The 19161-nt window shown below is 62.1% G+C and carries 16 protein-coding genes; 9 read left to right on the top strand and 7 right to left on the bottom strand.

The window, feature by feature from the left end; genetic code table 11:
• Positions 1 to 48: 48 nt before the first annotated feature.
• Both AB5Y50_RS06750 and aat read right to left on the bottom strand, forming a co-directional pair.
• Positions 49 to 765, bottom strand: coding sequence for an arginyltransferase (locus AB5Y50_RS06750; protein WP_010674512.1), 717 nt, complete (start codon positions 763 to 765; stop codon positions 49 to 51).
• Positions 762 to 1469, bottom strand: a complete 708-nt coding sequence (gene aat, locus AB5Y50_RS06745) for a leucyl/phenylalanyl-tRNA--protein transferase (protein WP_029314435.1) — start codon at positions 1467 to 1469, stop codon at positions 762 to 764. The genes AB5Y50_RS06750 and aat overlap by 4 nt, the downstream gene beginning before the upstream one ends.
• Positions 1470 to 1486: 17 nt before the next feature.
• Here aat and AB5Y50_RS06740 point away from each other — a divergent pair, with 17 nt between their 5' ends.
• Entirely contained in the window at positions 1487 to 1957 is a 471-nt protein-coding gene (locus tag AB5Y50_RS06740) for a glycine zipper 2TM domain-containing protein (RefSeq protein WP_010674514.1), read from the top strand.
• Between the two features lie 83 nt (positions 1958 to 2040).
• On the opposite strand, the gene AB5Y50_RS06735 is transcribed toward AB5Y50_RS06740, so the two are convergent.
• From AB5Y50_RS06735 to ald, 3 genes are all read right to left on the bottom strand, one after another.
• Positions 2041 to 3282: a diguanylate cyclase gene (locus AB5Y50_RS06735; RefSeq protein ID WP_029314438.1), complete on the bottom strand. Its 1242-nt coding sequence runs from the start codon at positions 3280 to 3282 to the stop codon at positions 2041 to 2043.
• A gap of 58 nt (positions 3283 to 3340) precedes the next feature.
• Positions 3341 to 4291: a thioredoxin-disulfide reductase gene (gene trxB, locus AB5Y50_RS06730; protein ID WP_010674516.1), complete on the bottom strand. Its 951-nt coding sequence runs from the start codon at positions 4289 to 4291 to the stop codon at positions 3341 to 3343.
• Between the two features lie 183 nt (positions 4292 to 4474).
• Entirely contained in the window at positions 4475 to 5590 is a 1116-nt protein-coding gene (gene ald, locus AB5Y50_RS06725; protein ID WP_010674517.1) for an alanine dehydrogenase, read from the bottom strand.
• Positions 5591 to 5740: 150 nt separating this feature from the next.
• On the opposite strand from ald, the gene lrp reads away from it, so the two are divergent.
• The 7 genes from lrp (at position 5741) to purF (ending at position 14799) form a co-directional block, all read left to right on the top strand.
• Entirely contained in the window at positions 5741 to 6232 is a 492-nt protein-coding gene (gene lrp, locus AB5Y50_RS06720; protein WP_005300047.1) for a leucine-responsive transcriptional regulator Lrp, read from the top strand.
• A gap of 189 nt (positions 6233 to 6421) precedes the next feature.
• Positions 6422 to 8926 carry a DNA translocase FtsK gene (locus AB5Y50_RS06715; protein WP_029314440.1) on the top strand — a complete coding sequence of 835 codons (2505 nt, stop codon included), beginning with the start codon at positions 6422 to 6424 and terminating at the stop codon, positions 8924 to 8926.
• Between the two features lie 77 nt (positions 8927 to 9003).
• On the top strand, positions 9004 to 9612 hold the full coding sequence (gene lolA, locus AB5Y50_RS06710) for an outer membrane lipoprotein chaperone LolA (protein WP_039039163.1): 609 nt from the start codon (positions 9004 to 9006) through the stop codon (positions 9610 to 9612).
• 67 nt (positions 9613 to 9679) lie between these two features.
• On the top strand, positions 9680 to 11017 hold the full coding sequence (locus AB5Y50_RS06705; protein ID WP_041201597.1) for a replication-associated recombination protein A: 1338 nt from the start codon (positions 9680 to 9682) through the stop codon (positions 11015 to 11017).
• 280 nt (positions 11018 to 11297) lie between these two features.
• On the top strand, positions 11298 to 12593 hold the full coding sequence (serS, locus tag AB5Y50_RS06700; RefSeq protein WP_010674521.1) for a serine--tRNA ligase: 1296 nt from the start codon (positions 11298 to 11300) through the stop codon (positions 12591 to 12593).
• 175 nt (positions 12594 to 12768) lie between these two features.
• Entirely contained in the window at positions 12769 to 13260 is a 492-nt protein-coding gene (locus tag AB5Y50_RS06695) for a CvpA family protein (protein WP_010674522.1), read from the top strand.
• Between the two features lie 18 nt (positions 13261 to 13278).
• Positions 13279 to 14799, top strand: a complete 1521-nt coding sequence (gene purF / locus AB5Y50_RS06690; protein WP_236273504.1) for an amidophosphoribosyltransferase — start codon at positions 13279 to 13281, stop codon at positions 14797 to 14799.
• A gap of 105 nt (positions 14800 to 14904) precedes the next feature.
• Here purF and AB5Y50_RS06685 read toward each other — a convergent pair whose 3' ends face one another.
• Entirely contained in the window at positions 14905 to 16335 is a 1431-nt protein-coding gene (locus tag AB5Y50_RS06685; protein ID WP_319882287.1) for a 6-phospho-beta-glucosidase, read from the bottom strand.
• Positions 16336 to 16366: 31 nt separating this feature from the next.
• The gene (gene ascF, locus AB5Y50_RS06680) at positions 16367 to 17821 is read right to left on the bottom strand and encodes a PTS cellobiose/arbutin/salicin transporter subunit IIBC (protein WP_010674525.1); all 1455 of its coding nucleotides are present in this window, start codon (positions 17819 to 17821) and stop codon (positions 16367 to 16369) included.
• A 253-nt stretch (positions 17822 to 18074) separates the two neighbouring features.
• Here ascF and AB5Y50_RS06675 point away from each other — a divergent pair, with 253 nt between their 5' ends.
• Positions 18075 to 19085, top strand: a complete 1011-nt coding sequence (locus tag AB5Y50_RS06675) for a LacI family DNA-binding transcriptional regulator (protein ID WP_029314441.1) — start codon at positions 18075 to 18077, stop codon at positions 19083 to 19085.
• Positions 19086 to 19161: the final 76 nt, after the last annotated feature.

Below are 19161 nucleotides of genomic sequence, written 5' to 3'. Positions count from 1 at the left end.
CAACAAAAAACCGCTGGATCATGCCGGATTTAAGGCTATGTGTAAAGTTTACTCGGGCTTGGTGTCGATTTTTTTCCATTCGCCCTGTACCAGCAGCTCATGGGGCAGGTATTGGCGCTTGTAATTCATCTTGCGGCACTCCTCCACCAGATACCCCAGATAGAGCCACTGACGACCGGTACGTCTGGCCAGTTCCAACTGGCTCAGGATGGCGAAGGTGCCGAGCGACCGATCGGCATAGTCGGGGTCGAAGAAGGTGTACATGGCGCTCAGAGAGTGGGGAAGCAGGTCCGTGGTGGCCACGCCGATGAGGCGTCCCTCCTTGCGCATCTCCAGATAGAGGGGGGGCATCCAGTCGCAGTGCAGGAATCCCTTGTATTGGGTCCGGCTCGGTGGATACATGCTGCCATCCCGATGACGTTCACGGATATAGCGTTCATAGAGCTGGTAATACTCGGGCTTGTCGTCATAGCTCAGTACGAGTTCGAGATCTCGGTTCAACTGGCGGATGCGTTTCTGCCCACGGCTCGGGGTGAAGCGTTCACTGTGTATGCGCAAGGATTGGCAGGCGCTGCAGGCGGGGCAGTGAGGACGATAGATGTCGTTGCCACTGCGCCGGAATCCTGCCGTCAGCAGCCGTTCGTACCCGGCGGCGTTGAGCAATTCATGGTCCATCAGGACCAGCAACTGCTCCTGCTCGTGACCGAGGTAGCTGCACGGGTGCCTGGGGGTCAGCCCGACCTTGAGGATCACTTCTTCACTCATAGGCTGATTCTCCTCGGTTGCCAGCATCCCTCTTGCAACGGTTGCCGGGTCAGGGTGGCCAGGGTGGTCAGAAAGCGCTGCCTTGGCCACTCCTGAACGCCCAGTGTGGCCAGAAAGTCGTTTTGCATCTGGCAGTCGATGAGGGCACCGCCGTGCCCTGCAAAGTGGCGACAGAGGGCCACCATGGCCAGTTTGGCGCCATTGTCGATGCGGCTGAACATGGATTCACCACAAAAGAGTCGGCCCAGGGAGAGGCCATAGAGACCTGCCTGCAACTGATCATCCTGCCAGATCTCGATGGAGTGGGCATGACCGAGGCGATGAAGGCGCCGATAGGCGTCGATCATGGGGGCACTTATCCAGGTGCCGCTGGCGGTGCGACGGGGGGCGGCGCAGGCTGCAATGACGTCATCAAAGGCGCGATTGATGTAAATCTCGAAGGGGGTGCGGCGCAAACACTTCTGCAGGCTGCGGCCGATGTGGAGTTCCTCGGGCACGATGACTCCCCTGGGATCCGGTGACCACCACAGCAGTGGCTGATGGGGTTCATTCCACGGAAAGATCCCGCTGTGGTAAGCTGCCAGCAATCGAGTGGGGGAGAGATCTCCCCCAATCGCGAGCAGCCCGTTGGGCTCTTCCAGCGCATGGCTGGGGGAGGGAAACCAGCACAGCTCATCATCCAGTTCGGTAAGATAGCGAGACATAAGGCAGAGGTTCATAGATGAAGGCCATTATCCTGATAGTATCCAGCTTGCTTGGCTTTGTCACGGCACCGGCCTGGAGTGCGGTGTATGAACGCAACACGGCGCGTCCGGTGGAGCAGGTGGTCTTCGGCCAGGTGGATGCGGTGCGCAACATCACCCAGCGCCAGATGGTGGAATCAGAGCATTCCGGCTGGAAAACTCTGGGAGGGGCCGTGCTTGGCGGGCTGCTCGGCAACCAGTTTGGCGGTGGGCACGGGCGGGAGATTGCCACTGCGGTCGGGGCACTGGCGGGAGCGGCGGCGGTGCAGCAGTTTCAGTCAGGGGGCAGCGTGGTGGAGAACAAGCTGGTGGAGCTGCTGATCCGCAACGAGCAGAATGGGCTCATCAACGTGATCCAGGATTACGATCCGGCCATGGTCTTTGCGCAGGGCGACAAGGTACGCATCCTCTATTTCAACGATGGAGTGCGGGTCGACAAGACCTATTGAACGGTGAAGAAGGGATTGACCCGGCGGCCGCCACACAAGGGGCGCCGGGCGGTACTACACGGAGTGTCTCTGCTGATGCTTGCTCAGACGTCCTGACAGACTATCTTGTCTCGCCCGGTATTCTTTGCCTGATACAACTGGCGATCTGCCTCGCTCAGCGCCTCGTCCATGGAGAGCCGCCCGACATTGATGACGCCGAAACTGGCGCGTACAAAGAGCGATATCTCCCGGGACAGCGGTTGCTGGCGCATTTGCAGACGAAGCCCTTCCAGCCGCTTGAGCAGCACGGGAACGGGGCAGTGTGGCACCATCAGGGCAAATTCTTCACCACCGAATCGGGCTATCATGGCATCCGGGAAGAACTGGGTGAGCAGCCTGGCCAGATGACAGAGCAGCTGATCGCCGATGGCGTGCCCCCAGTGATCATTGACCTGCTTGAAGTGATCCACATCGAGCACGCACAGGGAGAGCTGCGCCTGATGGCGCTGATGCTCCTCGAACCACTTTTGACCCTCGTTGAACCAGTAGCGTCTGTTGTAAAGTCCGGTCAGGTAGTCTCGGTTGGCCGATTCCTGGATGTTGTTGAACTGCTCAAGGGCCTCCAGGTTGTGGCTGACCCGGCACTGCAGCTCCTCGGGTTCAAAGGGCTGATTGAGAAAATCATTCGCCCCTTGCTTGAGGTAGCGTGCCGAGAGGCCGTGTTTGTCCGATACCGAGATGCCGATGATGGCGAGCTGCTGCTTGCTGTAGCGCTCGCGCAGCATTCGCACCAGGCTGATGCCGTCGATCTCCGGCATATAGTAGTCCACCAGCATCAGGCGAATGGCGGGGTGCTGCTCGAGCTGCGCCAGCGCATCGCGGGCAGAATTGGCCTCGTGCACCTGCAACAACTGCTTGCGCAACTGGGCCGCGGTACGGTGACGGGAGGTGCGTGAATCGTCGACCACCAAGACTTCGATGGCCTGGTTGAGGTAGAGGCGGTGCACCAGACCGACAGCATATTGCAGGGAGTGACGTGAATCCTTCATCACGTAGTCCAGCACCCCGGCCTCCAGCCAGGCTTCCCGCTTCTCTTCGCTGATGTCGGCCGTCAGGATCACCACCGGCAGCCCACGCTCCCTCAGCACGTTGACAGCCTCTCCGCCGGGGGCGTCCGGCAGGGTGAGATCCACCAGGGCGACCACATAATCTTCCCCATGGCAATCGCGAGCCCCTTCAAGGGTATCGAACGCGTCGATTTCCAGCCCGGTCTGCTGCGCAATGGCCTGGGTCAGCATGCGGCGTACCGTCAGGCTGTCTTCCACTATCATTATTTTTCGTTTCATCCTGCTCCTTGCAATAAAAAAGGGCATGCCAACTGGCATGCCCTTTATATCCTTCCGATTATTGTGCGTCCAGATATCGCTCAGCATCGAGGGCGGCCATGCAGCCGGTCCCTGCGGAGGTGATCGCCTGGCGGTAGACGTGGTCGGCCACGTCGCCGGCGGCGAACACGCCCGGGATGCTGGTCTGGGTTGCGAACCCTTCCAGTCCGCCACGCACTTTCAGATAGCCGTTTTCCATCGCCAGCTGCCCTTCGAAGATCTGGGTGTTGGGCTGGTGACCGATGGCGATGAAGACCCCCATCAGCGGCAGCTCGGAGGTGGTGTCATCCCGGGTGCTGCGCAGGCGCACGCCGGTGACGCCCATGTCGTCACCCAGTACTTCGTCCAGGGTCTGATGGGTGTGCAGGACGATATTGCCGCTCTCGACCTTGTCGTTGAGGCGCTTGATCAGGATCTTCTCGGCGCGGAACTCGTCGCGGCGATGGATGAGGTGCACCTTTTTGGCGATGTTGGCCAGATAGAGTGCCTCTTCCACGGCGGTGTTGCCGCCGCCGACCACTGCCACTTCCTGATTGCGGTAGAAGAAGCCGTCACAGGTGGCGCAGGCGGAGACGCCGCGGCCCTTGAAAGCCTCTTCGGAGGGCAGACCCAGATATTTGGCGGAGGCACCGGTGGCGAGGATCAGCGCATCGCAGGTGTATTCACCGTTGTCCCCCTTGAGGCGGAAGGGACGCTCGGTCAGCGTCACTTCATTGATATGATCAAAGAGGATGCGGGTATCGAACTTCTCTGCATGCTCTTTCATGCGCTCCATCAGGGCCGGGCCGGTCAGCCCTTCCGCGTCCCCTGGCCAGTTTTCCACTTCGGTGGTGGTGGTCAGCTGACCACCTTGCTGCATGCCGGTGATGAGCAGGGGATTGAGGTTGGCGCGAGCGGCATAGACGGCCGCAGTGTAACCTGCCGGACCGGATCCCAGGATCAGCAGTTTGCTGTGAGTGACTTGGCTCATGATGTGATTTCCGAGACGTGATGAGTTTGCGCGATTGTAGGTAATTCGTGATCCGTGGTCAAAGGCCAGCGCATCGATTGGGGCAATCGCCAGCAAGAGGGGTGAGCCGGGGATGGCAGGCATAAAAAAACCGCCCATCGCGGGCGGATTTTCACTCATCTACCTCCCTTTGCAGGGACGCGATCAGTTCAGCAGGGTCAGGGGATCCGTGTAAGCCAGGTTGTGGGCCACGGCAACCTCCTTGCAGGTGATTTTGCCCGCCATCACGTTCAGGCCGTGCAACAGGTGGGGATCGGCGAGCAGAGCGTTGCGATAGCCCTGTTCGGCCAGCTTGATGATGAAGGGGAGGGTGGCGTTGTTCAGGGCCACGGTGGAGGTCCGCGCCACGGCACCCGGCATGTTGGCCACGCAGTAGTGCACCACCTCGTCGACGATGAAGGTGGGATCTTCATGGGTGGTGGCATGGGAGGTCTCGACACAGCCGCCCTGGTCGATGGCCACGTCCACGATGGCTGCACCGGGTTTCATGCGAGCAATGTGGTCACGGCTGACAAGTTTTGGCGCAGTGGCGCCAGGTACCAGCACGCCGCCGATGACCAGGTCCGCCGCCAGCAGATGGCGCTCCAGGGTCTCGCGGTTGGAGTAGACCACCTTGGCAGCCCCTTGGAACTCGCTGTCGAGACGGCGCAGGGTATCGACGTTGTTGTCGAGGATGGTGACGTCGGCACGCAGGCCGACGGCCATGCGGGCTGCGTTGGAGCCCACCACACCACCACCGATGATCACCACCTTGGCCGGTTCCACACCGGGCACACCGCCGAGCAGCACGCCGCTGCCGCCACGGGATTTCTCCAGTGCCTGGGCTCCGGCCTGAATAGACATGCGTCCGGCCACTTCCGACATGGGGGCCAGCAGGGGCAGACCGCCACGACCGTCTGTGACGGTTTCATAGGCGATGCAGACGGCACCACTGTCGATGAGATCCTGGGTCTGGGCCAGGTCCGGCGCCAGATGCAGATAGGTAAAGAGGGTCTGGCCGGGACGCAGCATGGCCCGTTCCACTGCCTGGGGTTCCTTGACCTTGACGATCATCTCCGCCTTGGCGAAAACTTCGGCAGCGGAGGCTAGGATCTCGGCTCCGGCAGCCAGATAATCTGCGTCACTGAACCCAATGCCATTTCCTGCGCCGCTTTGGACGAAAACAGTATGGTTTCGTGCTGTCAGTTCACGTACACTGGCCGGAACCATGCCTACGCGATATTCATGGTTTTTTATTTCCTTAGGTACACCGATAATCATGCTATCCCTCGTCTATCGATTGGTGGTTTATGTTGCCTAGATGTTAAGCGACATTTGCGCCTAGTATATTCAGGTATTGACAGGATTTGTGACCATTATTATAAAATGACTGGTGATTCTTACCAAAAAATAGCCAAAGGATGGAATTAAATGATGGAAGCTAAGAGTCGGCTAAAGGATTTGGACAGGATTGACCGCAACATTCTGAATGAACTGCAAAAGGATGGCAGGATTTCGAACGTTGAGTTGTCCAAACGAGTTGGCCTGAGTCCCACACCGTGTCTGGAACGGGTTCGTCGCCTGGAGCGACAAGGGTATATCGAAGGATATGCCGCCATTCTGAACCCTCATTATCTGGACGCGTCTCTGCTGGTGTTCGTGGAAATTACCCTCAATCGTGGCGCCCCCGATGTGTTCGAGCAGTTCAACAAGGCTGTTCAGGTGCTCGAAGAGATCCAGGAGTGCCATCTGGTGTCCGGTGATTTCGACTATCTGCTCAAGACCCGCGTCAGCGACATGTCCGCTTACCGCCGCCTGCTGGGTGAAACCCTGCTGCGTCTGCCGGGCGTCAACGACACCCGCACCTACGTGGTGATGGAAGAGGTCAAACAGAGCAGTCGTCTGGTGATCAGCACCCGATAAGCGGGGTTGTGCTGTGACTTGCAAGTTCCATGACGAGTCACGATAGTCAGAAACGAGCGGCCGGTCCGCTCGTTTCTTCTTATAGAGAGTTTCAGGCCCGCCCTCAGGCACTGGCTGACAATCGGTGGGCTTTTCAGGGATACTAGGCCCCCTATCCCCGCATTCATGTTTTCACAAAGGAGCCGGAGTTTGGCCGATAAAAAGCTGTTTACTCCTTTATCAGGTACACAACGGATCTTCGAGGCCGTCTTGATCGCCATCACCCTGATGGCTGCCTATCTTTTGCTTGCCCTGCTGACCTACCATCCCGCCGATCCCGGCTGGTCGCAAACCTCCTGGCAAGGGGAGGTGAAAAACCTCGCGGGCAGCGCCGGTGCCTGGCTCGCCGACATCACCATGTTTACCTTCGGGGCCTTCTCCTATCTGGTGCCCCCTCTGGTGGTGCTGCTTGGCTGGAGCCTGTTCTGGCGCCCGAGCAAGCTGCTGGAAGTGGATTACCTCACCCTGTCGGTACGGATCATCGGCTTCGTGCTGACGGTGCTTGGCATGTCCGCCATCGCCAGCATGAACTTCAACGACTTGCAGAACTTTTCCGCCGGCGGCCTGGTGGGGGATGTGATCGCCTCCGCCGTGGTGCCGCTGTTTGGCGGCGTGGGGGCCAACCTGATGCTGCTCTGCTTCGTGGCGACCGGCATCACCCTCTTTACCGGCTGGTCCTGGCTCACCATTGTCGAGCGCATCGGTGCCGCCTGCACCGGCTCTGTCAGCGCCATCTACCATTTCCCCACCACTCTGGGCCGCTGGCTCACCGGTGGCTGGCGCCAGCCTCGCTATGAGGGGCCGGATCCCCTGCTGGAAGGGGGCGTGGGTAGCTTCGATCAGGAAGAGGATGACGAAGACCCCCACAGCAGCTGGACACGCAACCCCAAGGCGAAGAATCGCGCTCAAAAGACAAAAGCTGACGAATGGCTGCCGGAGCTTGACGAAGACACCTTCCAGTTCGATCCGCAGTTTGACGACGAAGAGGACGAGGCTCCGGCGCCTGCCGCCAAGGGCAAGCGCGTGGCCAATGGCCGTCCGCGTCCCGCCGTGCGCCAGGAAGAAGATGACCTCGACTTGCCCTGGGCGGAGGGGGATGACGAACCCGATGCTCCCGTTGCCGCTGCTCCGGTGAAAGCCAAGCGCCGTCCCCAGCCCGGTCTGGCCCCTTTGCCGAGCATCGATCTGCTGGACAGGCCGCCCGCCAAGACCCAGATGATGAGCAAGGACGAGCTGGAGCGCATGGGCCGGCTGGTGGAGGCGAAGCTCGCCGATTACAACGTGCAGGCCAAGGTGGTGGGCGTCTATCCCGGTCCCGTCATTACCCGCTTCGAACTGGACCTGGCGCCGGGCATGAAGGCGAGCAAGATCACCAATCTTTCCCGGGATCTCGCCCGTTCTCTCTCTGCCAGCAGCGTGCGGGTGGTGGAAGTGATCCCGGGCAAGACGTTCGTCGGGATCGAGCTGCCCAACCGGGTACGCCAGACCGTCTACCTGCGGGAGACCCTGGACTGCGAGGCGTTCGCGGCCAGCCGCAATCCGCTCACCATGGGGCTGGGTCAGGACATCGCGGGGGAACCCGTGGTGGTGAACCTCGCCAAGATGCCCCACCTGCTGGTGGCGGGTACCACGGGCTCGGGCAAGTCGGTGGGGGTGAACACCATGATCATCTCCATGCTCTACAAATCCTCCCCCGAGGATCTGCGTTTCATCATGATCGACCCCAAGATGCTGGAGCTCTCGGTCTATGAAGGGATTCCGCATCTGCTGACCGAGGTGGTCACCGACATGAAGGATGCCGCCAACGCCCTGCGCTGGTGCGTAGGCGAGATGGAGCGTCGCTACAAGCTGATGTCCGCGGTCGGGGTGCGCAACCTCAAGGGGTACAACGACAAGGTGCTGGCCGCCATCGAGGCGGGGGATCCCTTGGTCGACCCCCTGTGGCGTCCGGGCGACTCCATGGATCAGATGCCGCCGGAGCTGGAAAAGCTGCCCCACATCGTGGTGGTGGTGGACGAGTTTGCCGACATGATGATGATCGTCGGCAAGAAGGTGGAGGAGCTTATCGCCCGTATCGCCCAGAAGGCGCGGGCGGCCGGTATTCACCTTATCCTCGCGACCCAGCGTCCGTCGGTGGATGTCATTACCGGCCTCATCAAGGCCAACATCCCGACCCGTATCTCCTTCCAGGTGTCGAGCAAGATCGATTCGCGCACCATCCTGGACCAGGGGGGCGCCGAATCCCTGCTCGGCATGGGTGACATGCTCTACATGCCTGCCGGCACCTCCAACCCCACCCGTGTCCACGGTGCCTTCGTCGATGACCACGAGGTACACAAGGTGGTGGCGGACTGGAAACTGCGTGGTGAGCCGGATTACATCGACGAGATCCTCTCCGGCGAGTCGGACGGCGAGGGCGGCGGTGGCGACTTCGGCGGGGGCGGCGATGAAGAGCTCGATCCCCTGTTCGACGAGGCGGTGGCCTTCGTGGTGGAATCCCGCCGTGGCTCCACCTCCAGCGTCCAGCGCAAGTTCAAGATCGGTTACAACCGGGCGGCCCGTCTCATCGAGCAGATGGAAAACCAGGGCATCGTCAGCGCCCCGGGTGGCAACGGCCAGCGCGACGTGCTGGCACCGCCGCCGGTTCGTGACTAAGCCTAACTCCTGTATCATTCTGGCCATGCCCTTTGCGGGCGTGGCCTTTTATCGAGAACCTCCCTATGAAGAGCCTGATGAAAAAACAACTGTTGATGGGTTCCATTCTGCTGGTTGCCAGCAGCCAGGTGTGGGCCGATGCGGCCAGCGATCTCAAGGAGAAGCTCTCCTCCGTCAATGTCTTCTCCGCGACATTTGCCCAGACCGTTTATGACAGCAAGGGCAAGGAGCTGCAAAAGGCGAGCGGCTCCCTGCTGGTGCAGCGACCCAACCGCTTCAACTGGCACACTACCTCCCCGGACGAGAGCCTGATCGTGGCCGATGGCAAGGATGTGTGGGTGTACGACCCCTTCGTCGAGCAGGTCACCGCTCTCAAGATGAAGGATGCGGTGCTCAACACCCCCTTCGTGCTCATCGCGGGCAACGACAACAGCCTCTGGAAGAACTATGACGTGACCCAGGAAGGGGATGTCTATACCGTCACCAGCCGCAACAAGGACGAGCTGATCGCCTCCTTTCGCATCACCTTCGACCGTCAGAACAACATCAGTCGCTTCGACGTGAAAGAGGCCCAGGGCCAGTGGAGCGAGTTCACCCTGAGCAGCTTCAACCGCAAGCCGGTGCTCAAGGGCAACGAATTTGTCTTCAAGATCCCGAAGGGGGTCGAGTTGGACGACCAGCGCTGATGAGCCAGCCGTTACCGGCGTTATCGTCTGACCGGGCGTTGTTTATGACCGGTCAGATGCAAGGTCAATGCAGATGAGCAATTTATCCCTGGATTTCTCCTCGGACTTTCGTCCGCTTGCGGCCCGGATGCGGCCGCAAACCCTCGAGCAGTACATCGGCCAGCAGCATATCCTGGGGCCGGACAAGCCCCTGCGAAAAGCGATCCTGGCGGGGCACTGCCACTCCATGATCCTCTGGGGCCCCCCCGGCACCGGCAAGACCACGCTGGCAGAACTGGTTGCCCACTACTGCCAGGCGGAGGTGGAGCGGCTCTCGGCGGTCACCTCCGGCATCAAGGAGATCCGCGCCGCCCTCGACAAGGCGAAGGAGAACGGGTGGCGCGGGGTGCGCACCATCCTGTTCGTGGATGAAGTCCACCGCTTCAACAAGAGCCAGCAGGATGTCTTCCTGCCCCACATCGAAGACGGCACCATCACCTTCATCGGCGCCACCACCGAGAACCCCTCGTTCGAGCTCAACAATGCGCTGCTCTCCCGGGCCCGGGTCTATCTGCTCAAGAGGCTGGAGGAGCATGACATCCTCGCCATGATCGATCAGGCGATGCAGGACCCGCGCGGCCTCAATGACCCTAGCCTGCGCTTTGCCCCCGGGGCCAAGGAGGCGCTGGCGAAAGCGGTGGACGGGGACGGGCGCAAGTCTCTGAACTATCTGGAGCTCCTGGCCGACATGGCCGAGGCCGACAGCTCAGGGGCGCGGGTGATCGACAGTACCCTGCTCGCCGCCGTGGTGGGGGAGCACGTGGCCCGTTTCGACAAGGGCGGCGATCACTTCTACGACCTCATCTCGGCGGTGCACAAGTCCATTCGCGGCTCGGCACCGGATGCGGCCCTCTACTGGTATGCCCGCATGGTGAGCGCCGGCTGCGATCCCCTTTACATCGCCCGCCGCTTGCTGGCCATTGCCTCGGAAGATGTGGGCAACGCCGATCCCCGTGCCATGCAGGTGGCGCTCTCGGCCTGGGACTGCTTCCATCGCATCGGCCCGGCGGAAGGGGAGCGGGCCATCGCCCAGGCCATCGTCTACCTCGCCTGTGCCCCCAAGAGCAATGCGGTCTACACCGCCTGGAAGGCGGCGCTTCACGACGCCAAGAACCTGCCGGACTTCGAGGTGCCACCGCACCTTCGCAATGCACCGACCAAGCTGATGAGCGAGCTGGGCTACGGCGCCGAATATCGCTACGCCCACGACGAGCCGGGGGCCTATGCCGCCGGCGAGCAGTACTTCCCCCCGGAGCTTGCCGGCAAGCAGTACTATCAACCCACCGAGCGGGGGCTTGAGAAGCAGATAGCCCAGAAGCTCGACTATCTGCACGAGCTGGACAAGCAGAGCCCGCGCAAGCGATAGGAAAGACCTTCAAGCCCCTTGCCCGGAAAGCGCACGGCAAAGGCATCAGGGGAGGGGGGCCCGGCAAAAACGGGCGTAATAGTCCCTGTTCGGGCGGGGGGGCGGTCTGCTACACTGCCCGTCTGACCCCGGTTGTCTTGGCCTTGCACCATCTTCTTGATTTCGAAGGCCCGATTCCGAAGGCAAAGGGGTGCGCCAACCGATGTTAACTTCCGGATCTGTTTCCCAACCCGGTCACGATGACCCGGGCCCAGATCCCATTAAAAAAAGTAGGTAAACCATGCTGGATCCCAAATATCTGCGCAGCGACATCACCGAAGCTGCCGCTCGTCTGGCGACACGTGGCTACGTTCTGGACGTAGCGGCGGTCAATGTTCTGGAAGAGAAACGCAAGGATCTGCAGTCCCGCACCCAGGAGCTGCAGGCCGAGCGCAACGCCCGCTCCAAGTCCATCGGTGAGGCTGCCCGTCGTGGTGAAGATGTTGCCCCCCTCAAGGCCGAGGTGACCAAGATCAACGACGAGCTCGAGACCAGCAAGGTCGAGCTGGAGGCCCTGCTGGCCCAGCTCAAGGGGATCGCCGACGCCATCCCCAACCTGCCGAGCGAGACCGCCCCGGTGGGCCGTGACGAGAACGACAACGTGGAGGTCCGCCGCTGGGGTACCCCGCGTGAGTTCGATTTCCCGGTACGCGATCACATCGATCTGGGTGAGGCGGCCAAGGGGGTCGACTTCAAGAACGGCGTCAAGCTCTCCGGCGCCCGTTTCGTGGTCATGAAGGGCCAGATTGCCCGTCTGCACCGCGCCCTGGCCCAGTTCATGCTGGACCTGCACACCCTGCAGCACGGCTACACCGAGTGCTACGTGCCCTATCTGGTCAACCCGGACAGCCTGTACGGCACCGGCCAGCTGCCCAAGTTCTCCCAGGATCTCTTCAATACCGGCATCGAAGGGGAAGGGGAAGACGAAGGCAAGGTGCGCAAGTTCTCCCTCATCCCGACCTCCGAAGTGCCGCTCACCAACATGGCCCGTGACGAGATCTTCGACGAGCAGGAGCTGCCCATCAAGATGACCGCCCACAGCCCCTGCTTCCGCTCCGAAGCGGGCTCCTACGGTCGTGATACCCGTGGCCTCATCCGTATGCACCAGTTCGACAAGGTCGAGATGGTGCAACTGGTGCACCCGGAAAAATCCTGGGATGCCCTGGAAGAGATGGTGGGTCACGCCGAGAAGGTGCTGCAACTGCTGGAGCTGCCGTATCGCGTGATGGCGCTTTCCACCGGTGACATGGGCTTCTGCGCCGCCAAGACCTACGATCTGGAAGTGTGGCTGCCGGCCCAGAACACCTATCGCGAGATCTCCTCCGTTTCCAACTGCACCGACTTCCAGGCGCGCCGCATGCAGGCTCGCGTGCGCATCGACGGCAAGCCGCAGCTCATTCACACCCTGAATGGTTCCGGTCTGGCGGTGGGTCGTACCCTGGTGGCCGTGCTCGAGAACTACCAGCAGGCAGATGGCCGCATCGCCATCCCGGCTGCGCTGCAATCCTACATGGGCGGCCTGACCCACATCGGGTAAGCGCTCGTTGCAGACGACAACGCCATGGCATGCCATGGCGTTGTGCATTCTGGGCCCGGGAAACCCGCCGCAAGGGGAAGGGATAGCTCCCTTCGGGCCTGTAACACAATTTTATCAAGCATTGCGCAATCGTTTTTGTTAGACTGCGCCGCAATTTCGCAGGACATCTTTTTCTATGGTCTGGATTGATTACGCCATCATCGGCATCGTCGGTTTCTCCGCCCTCATCAGCCTGGTGCGCGGCTTTCTCAAGGAGGCCATGTCTCTGGTCACCTGGTTCGTCGCCTTTTTCATTGCCAGCCATTTCTATCCCGATCTCGCCGTCTATTTCACCTCTTTCTCCGATGCCATGGTGCGCAACGGTCTGGCCATCGCCGCCCTGTTCGTGGCGACCCTGATCCTGGGGAGCGTGGTGAACTACGTGGTGGGCCTGCTGGTGGAAAAGACCGGGCTTTCCGGCACAGACAGGGTGCTCGGGGTCTGTTTTGGCGCCATTCGCGGGGTGCTGATCGTCAGCGCCCTGCTGTTTTTCATGGATACCTTCACCAGCCTCTCCCAGAGCGACTGGTGGGTGGCGTCCAGGCTGGTGCCGGAGTTCAAGCCGGTGATCCAGTGGTTTTTCGGGTTCATGATGAACTCGTCCAGTTTTCTTCAACAGGTACAGTGACTTCGAGGTAGCAAAGACATGTGCGGTATTGTCGGTATAGTTGGCACCACCCCCGTCAATCAGGCCCTCTACGACGCCTTGACGGTGTTGCAGCACAGGGGACAGGATGCCGCCGGGATCGTGACCATTGACAGTGGAAACTTCCGGCAACGCAAGGCCAACGGTCTGGTGAAGGATGTGTTTGAAGTGCGCCACATGCAGCGCCTGAAAGGGAATATCGGCATCGGACACGTCCGTTATCCCACCGCAGGCAGCTCCAGCGCGGCAGAGGCACAGCCGTTTTACGTGAACTCCCCCTACGGCATGGTGCTGGCCCACAACGGCAACCTCACCAACGCCAAGGAGCTCAAGGAGCAGCAGTTCAAGGTGGCCCGCCGCCACATCAACACCACCTCGGACTCCGAAGTGCTGTTGAACGTGCTGGCCCACGAGCTGGACTTGTGCGACAAGATGGCGCTGCGCCCGGAAGATATCTTCTCGGCGGTGCGCAAAGTGCACCAGCAGATCCGCGGCGCCTATGCCGTGGTCTCTCTGGTGATCGGTCACGGCCTCATCGGTTTCCGCGATCCCAACGGTATTCGCCCGCTGATCCTGGGTCGCCGGGTCGACGAGCAGGGGCAGGTGGAGTATATGCTCGCCTCCGAGAGCGTGGCCCTCGACGCCATCGGCTTCGAGACGGTGCGTGACGTCGCCCCGGGCGAGGCCATCTACATCACCGAGCAGGGCCAGCTCTTCTCCGAGCAGTGTGCGGAGAACCCGCAGATGAACCCCTGCATCTTCGAATACGTCTACTTCGCCCGCCCCGACTCCTTCATCGACAAGGTCTCCGTCTACGCCGCCCGCCTCAACATGGGTCGCAAGCTGGGCCAGAAAATTGCCCGCGAGTGGGACGATCTCGACGTGGATGTGGTCATCCCCATCCCCGAGACCTCCTGCGATGTGGCGCTGGAGATCGCTCACACCCTGGGCCTGCCGTATCGCCAGGGCTTCGTGAAGAACCGCTACATCGGCCGTACCTTCATCATGCCGGGCCAGACCCAGCGCAAGAAGTCGGTGCGCCGCAAGCTCAACGCCATCAGCTCCGAATTCAAGGGCAAAAAGGTGTTGCTGGTAGATGACTCCATCGTGCGTGGCACCACGTCCGAGCAGATCATCCAGATGGCCCGCGAAGCGGGTGCGGCCAAGGTCTACTTCGCCTCGGCGGCGCCGGAAATTCGCTTCCCCAACGTCTACGGCATCGACATGCCCACCGCCAACGAGCTGATCGCCCATGGCCGTGAAGTGGAGGAGGTGTGCAAGCTGATCGGGGCCGACGGTCTCATCTTCCAGGATCTGGAAGATCTGGAAGCGGCGGTGCGGGAGATCAACCCCGAGCTGCGCCACTTCGAGACCTCGGTGTTCAACGGCCACTACGTCACTTCCGACGTGGATCAGGGCTACCTGGACCACCTGAATGCCCTGCGCAGCGACGACAACAAGGCGGTGCGCGAGTGGCAGGAAGGGACCAGCAACCTGGAAATTTTCAACGAAGGCAGTTAAACGTTTTCAGATTGTCATCGCGATGAAACAAGATGGGGGCCCAGGCCCCCATCTTGTTTTTGTGCATCCGGCGCAGAGCCTGGCGATGACCCGGGCAAGGGGCGCTCAGGCCAGATCCTCCCCGTTGCTCGCGATCACCTTCTTGTACCACCAGAACGACTTCTTGCGCCGGCGTGCCAGGGTGCCATGGCCGGCGTCGTCCCTGTCCACATGGACGAAGCCGTAGCGCTTGCTCATCTCGCCGGTGGAGGCGGAGACGAGATCGATGCAGCCCCAGCTGGTGTAGCCCATGAGCGGTATGCCGTCGGCGATGGCGTCCCCCATGGCCTGGATGTGTTCCCGCAGGTAGGCGATGCGGTAGTCGTCCTCGATCTCCCCCTGTTCGTTCACCTCGTCCACCGCCCCCAGGCCGTTCTCCACCAGAAACAGCGGCTTCTGGTAGCGATCGTGCAGGGTGTTGATGGTGATGCGCAGGCCCAGGGGATCGATGCCCCAGCCCCATTCGCTGACCTCGATGTGGGGGTTGCGCAGGGACTTGACCACGTTGGCCTCGCTGGTGTTGCCCTGGTTCATGTCGGCGGCGGCGCAGCGGGAGGCGTAATAGCTGAAAGAGACGAAATCGACGGTGTGCTTGAGGATCTCGTCATCCCCCGGCTCCTTGACCAGGGTCACCCCCTTGTCGCGAAACACGCGGGCCGCATAGGCCGGGTAGGCGCCTCTCGCCTGCACGTCGATGAAGAAGAGGTTCTCGCGATCCTTCTCAAGGGCAGTCCAGACATCGGCCGGCTTGCAGGAGTAGGGGTAGAAGTTGCCCCCCGCCAGCATGCAGCCCACCCGGTTGGCCGGGTTCACCTCGTGGGCAATCCGGGTCGCCAGGGCACTGGCCACCAGCTCGTGGTGGGCGGCCTGATACTTCACCTGATCCTGGTGCTCCCCTTCCTCGAACACCAGCCCGGCCCCGGAGAAGGGGCTGTGCAGCATGATGTTGATCTCGTTGAAGGTGAGCCAGTACTTCACCAGGCCGTCGAACGCCTCGAAGCAGGTGCGGGCATAGCGGGTGAAGAAGGTCACCATCTGGCGGTTGCGCCAGGAGCCGTATTCGGTCACCAGGTGCATGGGCACGTCGAAGTGGCACAGGGTCACCAGGGGCTCGATACCGTGCTTCTTGCACTCCTCGAACAGGGCGCGATAGAAGGCGATGCCCTCGGGGTTGGGCTCGCGCTCGTCCCCCCTGGGGTAGAGACGGGCCCAGGCGATGGAGGTGCGAAACACGGTGAAGCCCATCTCGGCCATCAGGGCGATGTCTTCCCGATAGCGGTGATAGAAGTCGATGGCCCCGTGGCTCGGGTAGAACTCGTCCTCCCGCAGGGAGAAGCGCTTCTCCTGGCCGAGTTTGACTGCCATGCGGTGCGGGCCATGGGGGATCATGTCCACCGTGGTCAACCCCTTGCCCCCCTCGAGATGAGCGCCTTCCGCCTGGTTGGCGGCCAGGGCCCCCCCCCACAGGAAGCCCTGGGGAAATCTTGCTAACGACATTGGTTACCTCTTGTCATGTCTGAATGGGGTGTCACAGCCCGGCCTGCGCCTGGCTGGTGGCGACGGGTTGCACGGGCTCGGCGCGGGAGGCCGGGCTCTCGACCGGGATGTCCTCGAACCCCATCACCAGGGTCAGCACGAAGGAGAGCACCACCGAGAGGGCCATCACGCCGAACACCCAGGCGATGGTCATGGGGTTGGCCGGATCGAAGAACTGCACGCTGGTAAAGAGCCCGGGGGCGGCCATGGAGTGGCTGGCGAGCCCCGCCATGCCGGCGACGGCACCGCAGACAAAGCCGCTGATGAGGCTCGCGATGAGCGGACGCTTGAGGCGCAGGGCCACACCGTAGAGCGCGGGTTCGGAGATCCCCGCCATGATGGCGGAGGCGGCCGCCGCGAGCGCCGTCTGGCGCAGTTCCGGGTTTCGGGTGCGCCAGGCCACCGCCAGGGACGAGCCGCCAAGAGAGAGATTGGCGCCAATTTCGGAGGGCATCACCATGCCTTCCTTGCCGGTCTCGGCGATGGTCTGGATGATGGTCGGGGTGAAGACGCGGTGCATGCCGGTCATCACCAGCAGGGGCCAGAGCGCCCCCATGATGGCCACCGACAGCCAGCCCAGGTAGTCGTGGACCGTGTAGACCAGGCCGGAGATGGCGGTGCCAATCCAGATGCCGACGGGGCCGATGAAGAGGATGGCCAGCGGCGCCGCGATCAGCACGATCAGCATGGGTTTGAGGAAGTTCTTGGTGACCGCCGTGGTGATGCGGTCGACCCAGCCCTCGATGTAGGAGAGGCACCAGGTCATCACCAGCGCCGGAATGACGGTGTAGGTGTATTTGACCGCGGTCACCGGGACCAGGGCGAAAGTCACCTGCTCCCCTTCGGCGGCTCTGGCCATCAGCTCGATGAAGCTGGGGTGCACCAGCACGCCTGCGATGGCGATGGCCAGGGACATGTTGGTCTTGAACTTGACGGCGGCGGAGGCGGCCACCATCAGGGGCAGGAAGAAGAAGGCCCCATCCCCGGCCACCGTGAGGATGGTGAGGGTCGAGGAGCCTTTCTCCAGCACGCCGGTCATCTCCAGCACCATGGCCAGCAGCTTGAGCATGGAGCCGCCGATGATGGCCGGGATGAGGGGGGACATGGTGCCGATCAGGGCGTCGAGGATGGCAGCGCCCATGCGGCGCAGGCTCCAGCCAGCGGAAGCCTCCGGAAGCGGAGTCTGCCCGCCGCCCTGGGGCAGCAGGGCCAGCACCTCGCGATAGGCGTGGGAGACGGTGTTGCCGATGATCACCTGACACTGGTTGTCCGCCTGCACCACCCCGAGCACGCCCGTGATGGCCTTGAGGGCAGGGCCATTGACCCGGGCGGGATCGCCGAGCACAAAGCGCAGCCGCGTCATGCAGTGGGTCACGGCGACGACGTTGTCGGCGCCGCCGAGTGCGGTGATGACGGTACCGGCCAGAGCCGCATAGTTTTTTGACATCGAGGTAGATCCTTTTCACCAAGTGGGCCTGCTCGCCCCCGCCGCCGCGAAGGGCGGGAACGCGCATGAAACTGAATGTGGAACCGGTTCCACATAGAGTGCGCGGCCTGAGCGCGGGAGACAAGCACCTTGTGCAGCGAGCGTCCGGATCCGTGAATGGGATCACTGAACCCGGGCCAGCACGCCATTCGTGCGACGACAAGCCGGGGGCGGTGCAGTACACTGCGCCCCGTGACGAGCAAGGGAGAACACAATGACGACGATGCTGGAGGTGGCAAGGCGGGCAGGGGTGTCGAAGGCGACGGTCTCCCGGGTGTTGTCGGGCAATGGTTACACCAGCCAGGAGACCCGGGACCGGGTGCAGCAGGCCATCGAGGAGTGCGGCTATCGCCCCAACCTGGTGGCGAGGCAGCTGGCGACCAGGCACACCCGGACCCTGGGACTGGTGGTCACCAACACCCTCTACCACGGCGTCTACTTCGGCGAGCTGCTCTCCCAGGTGGCGCGGATGACCGAGGATCGCGGGCGCCAGCTCATACTAGCGGACGGCAAGCACAGCGCCGACGAGGAGCGCCAGGCCATCCAGTATCTGCTCGATTCCCGTTGCGATGGCGTCATCATCTATCCGCGCTTTCTTGGGGTGGAGGAGATGGACGAGATCATCGAGCAGCATGAGCAGCCCATCATGGTGCTCAACCGGCGTCTGAGCCGCCATCCGGCCCACTGCGTCTATGCGGATCAGCAGGCGGCGGCGGAGGCGGTGATGGACAAGCTGGTGGCCATGGGGCACAGGGAGATCGCCTTCATTGCAGGCTCTGCGGATTCCCCCACCGGCGCCGAGCGCCTGGCCGGTTACCGGCAGGCGCTGATCCGGCACGGCATCCCCGTGCAGGAGACCTTGATCGCCCCCGGCAAATGGACCCCCGCCTGTGGCGCGGCCGCCGTCTCGACCTTGCTGGCGCGAGGCGCTCGCTTCAGCGCCCTGGTGGCCAGCAACGATGACATGGCGATCGGGGCCATCAAACGGCTGCACGAAGCCGGTGTGATGGTGCCTGACGAGGTTTCGGTGGTGGGGTTTGACGACATCCCCCTGGCCCCTTACGTCATTCCCGCGCTGTCGAGCGTCAAGATGCCGGTGAACGGGATGATCCAGGAGACCATCAACCGCCTGATCACCATGGTGGAGGAGGGGAGCCGGGACGCACTGCCCGCCTTCAGCGGCACCCTGATCCGCCGCGACTCCCTCAGGCGTCTGACGGGCTGAGCCATGATGGCGGTGGGCAGGCCGGGCGGGATCCGTTAGCATAGGCCCCCCGGCGCCAGGCGCCGCGTGTCGTATC

The organism is Aeromonas sp. s6, from assembly GCF_040907815.1.
In the GTDB taxonomy this organism is placed as follows: Bacteria; Pseudomonadota; Gammaproteobacteria; order Enterobacterales; family Aeromonadaceae; genus Aeromonas; species Aeromonas caviae.
This window is presented reverse-complemented; position numbering and strand designations above follow the sequence as displayed.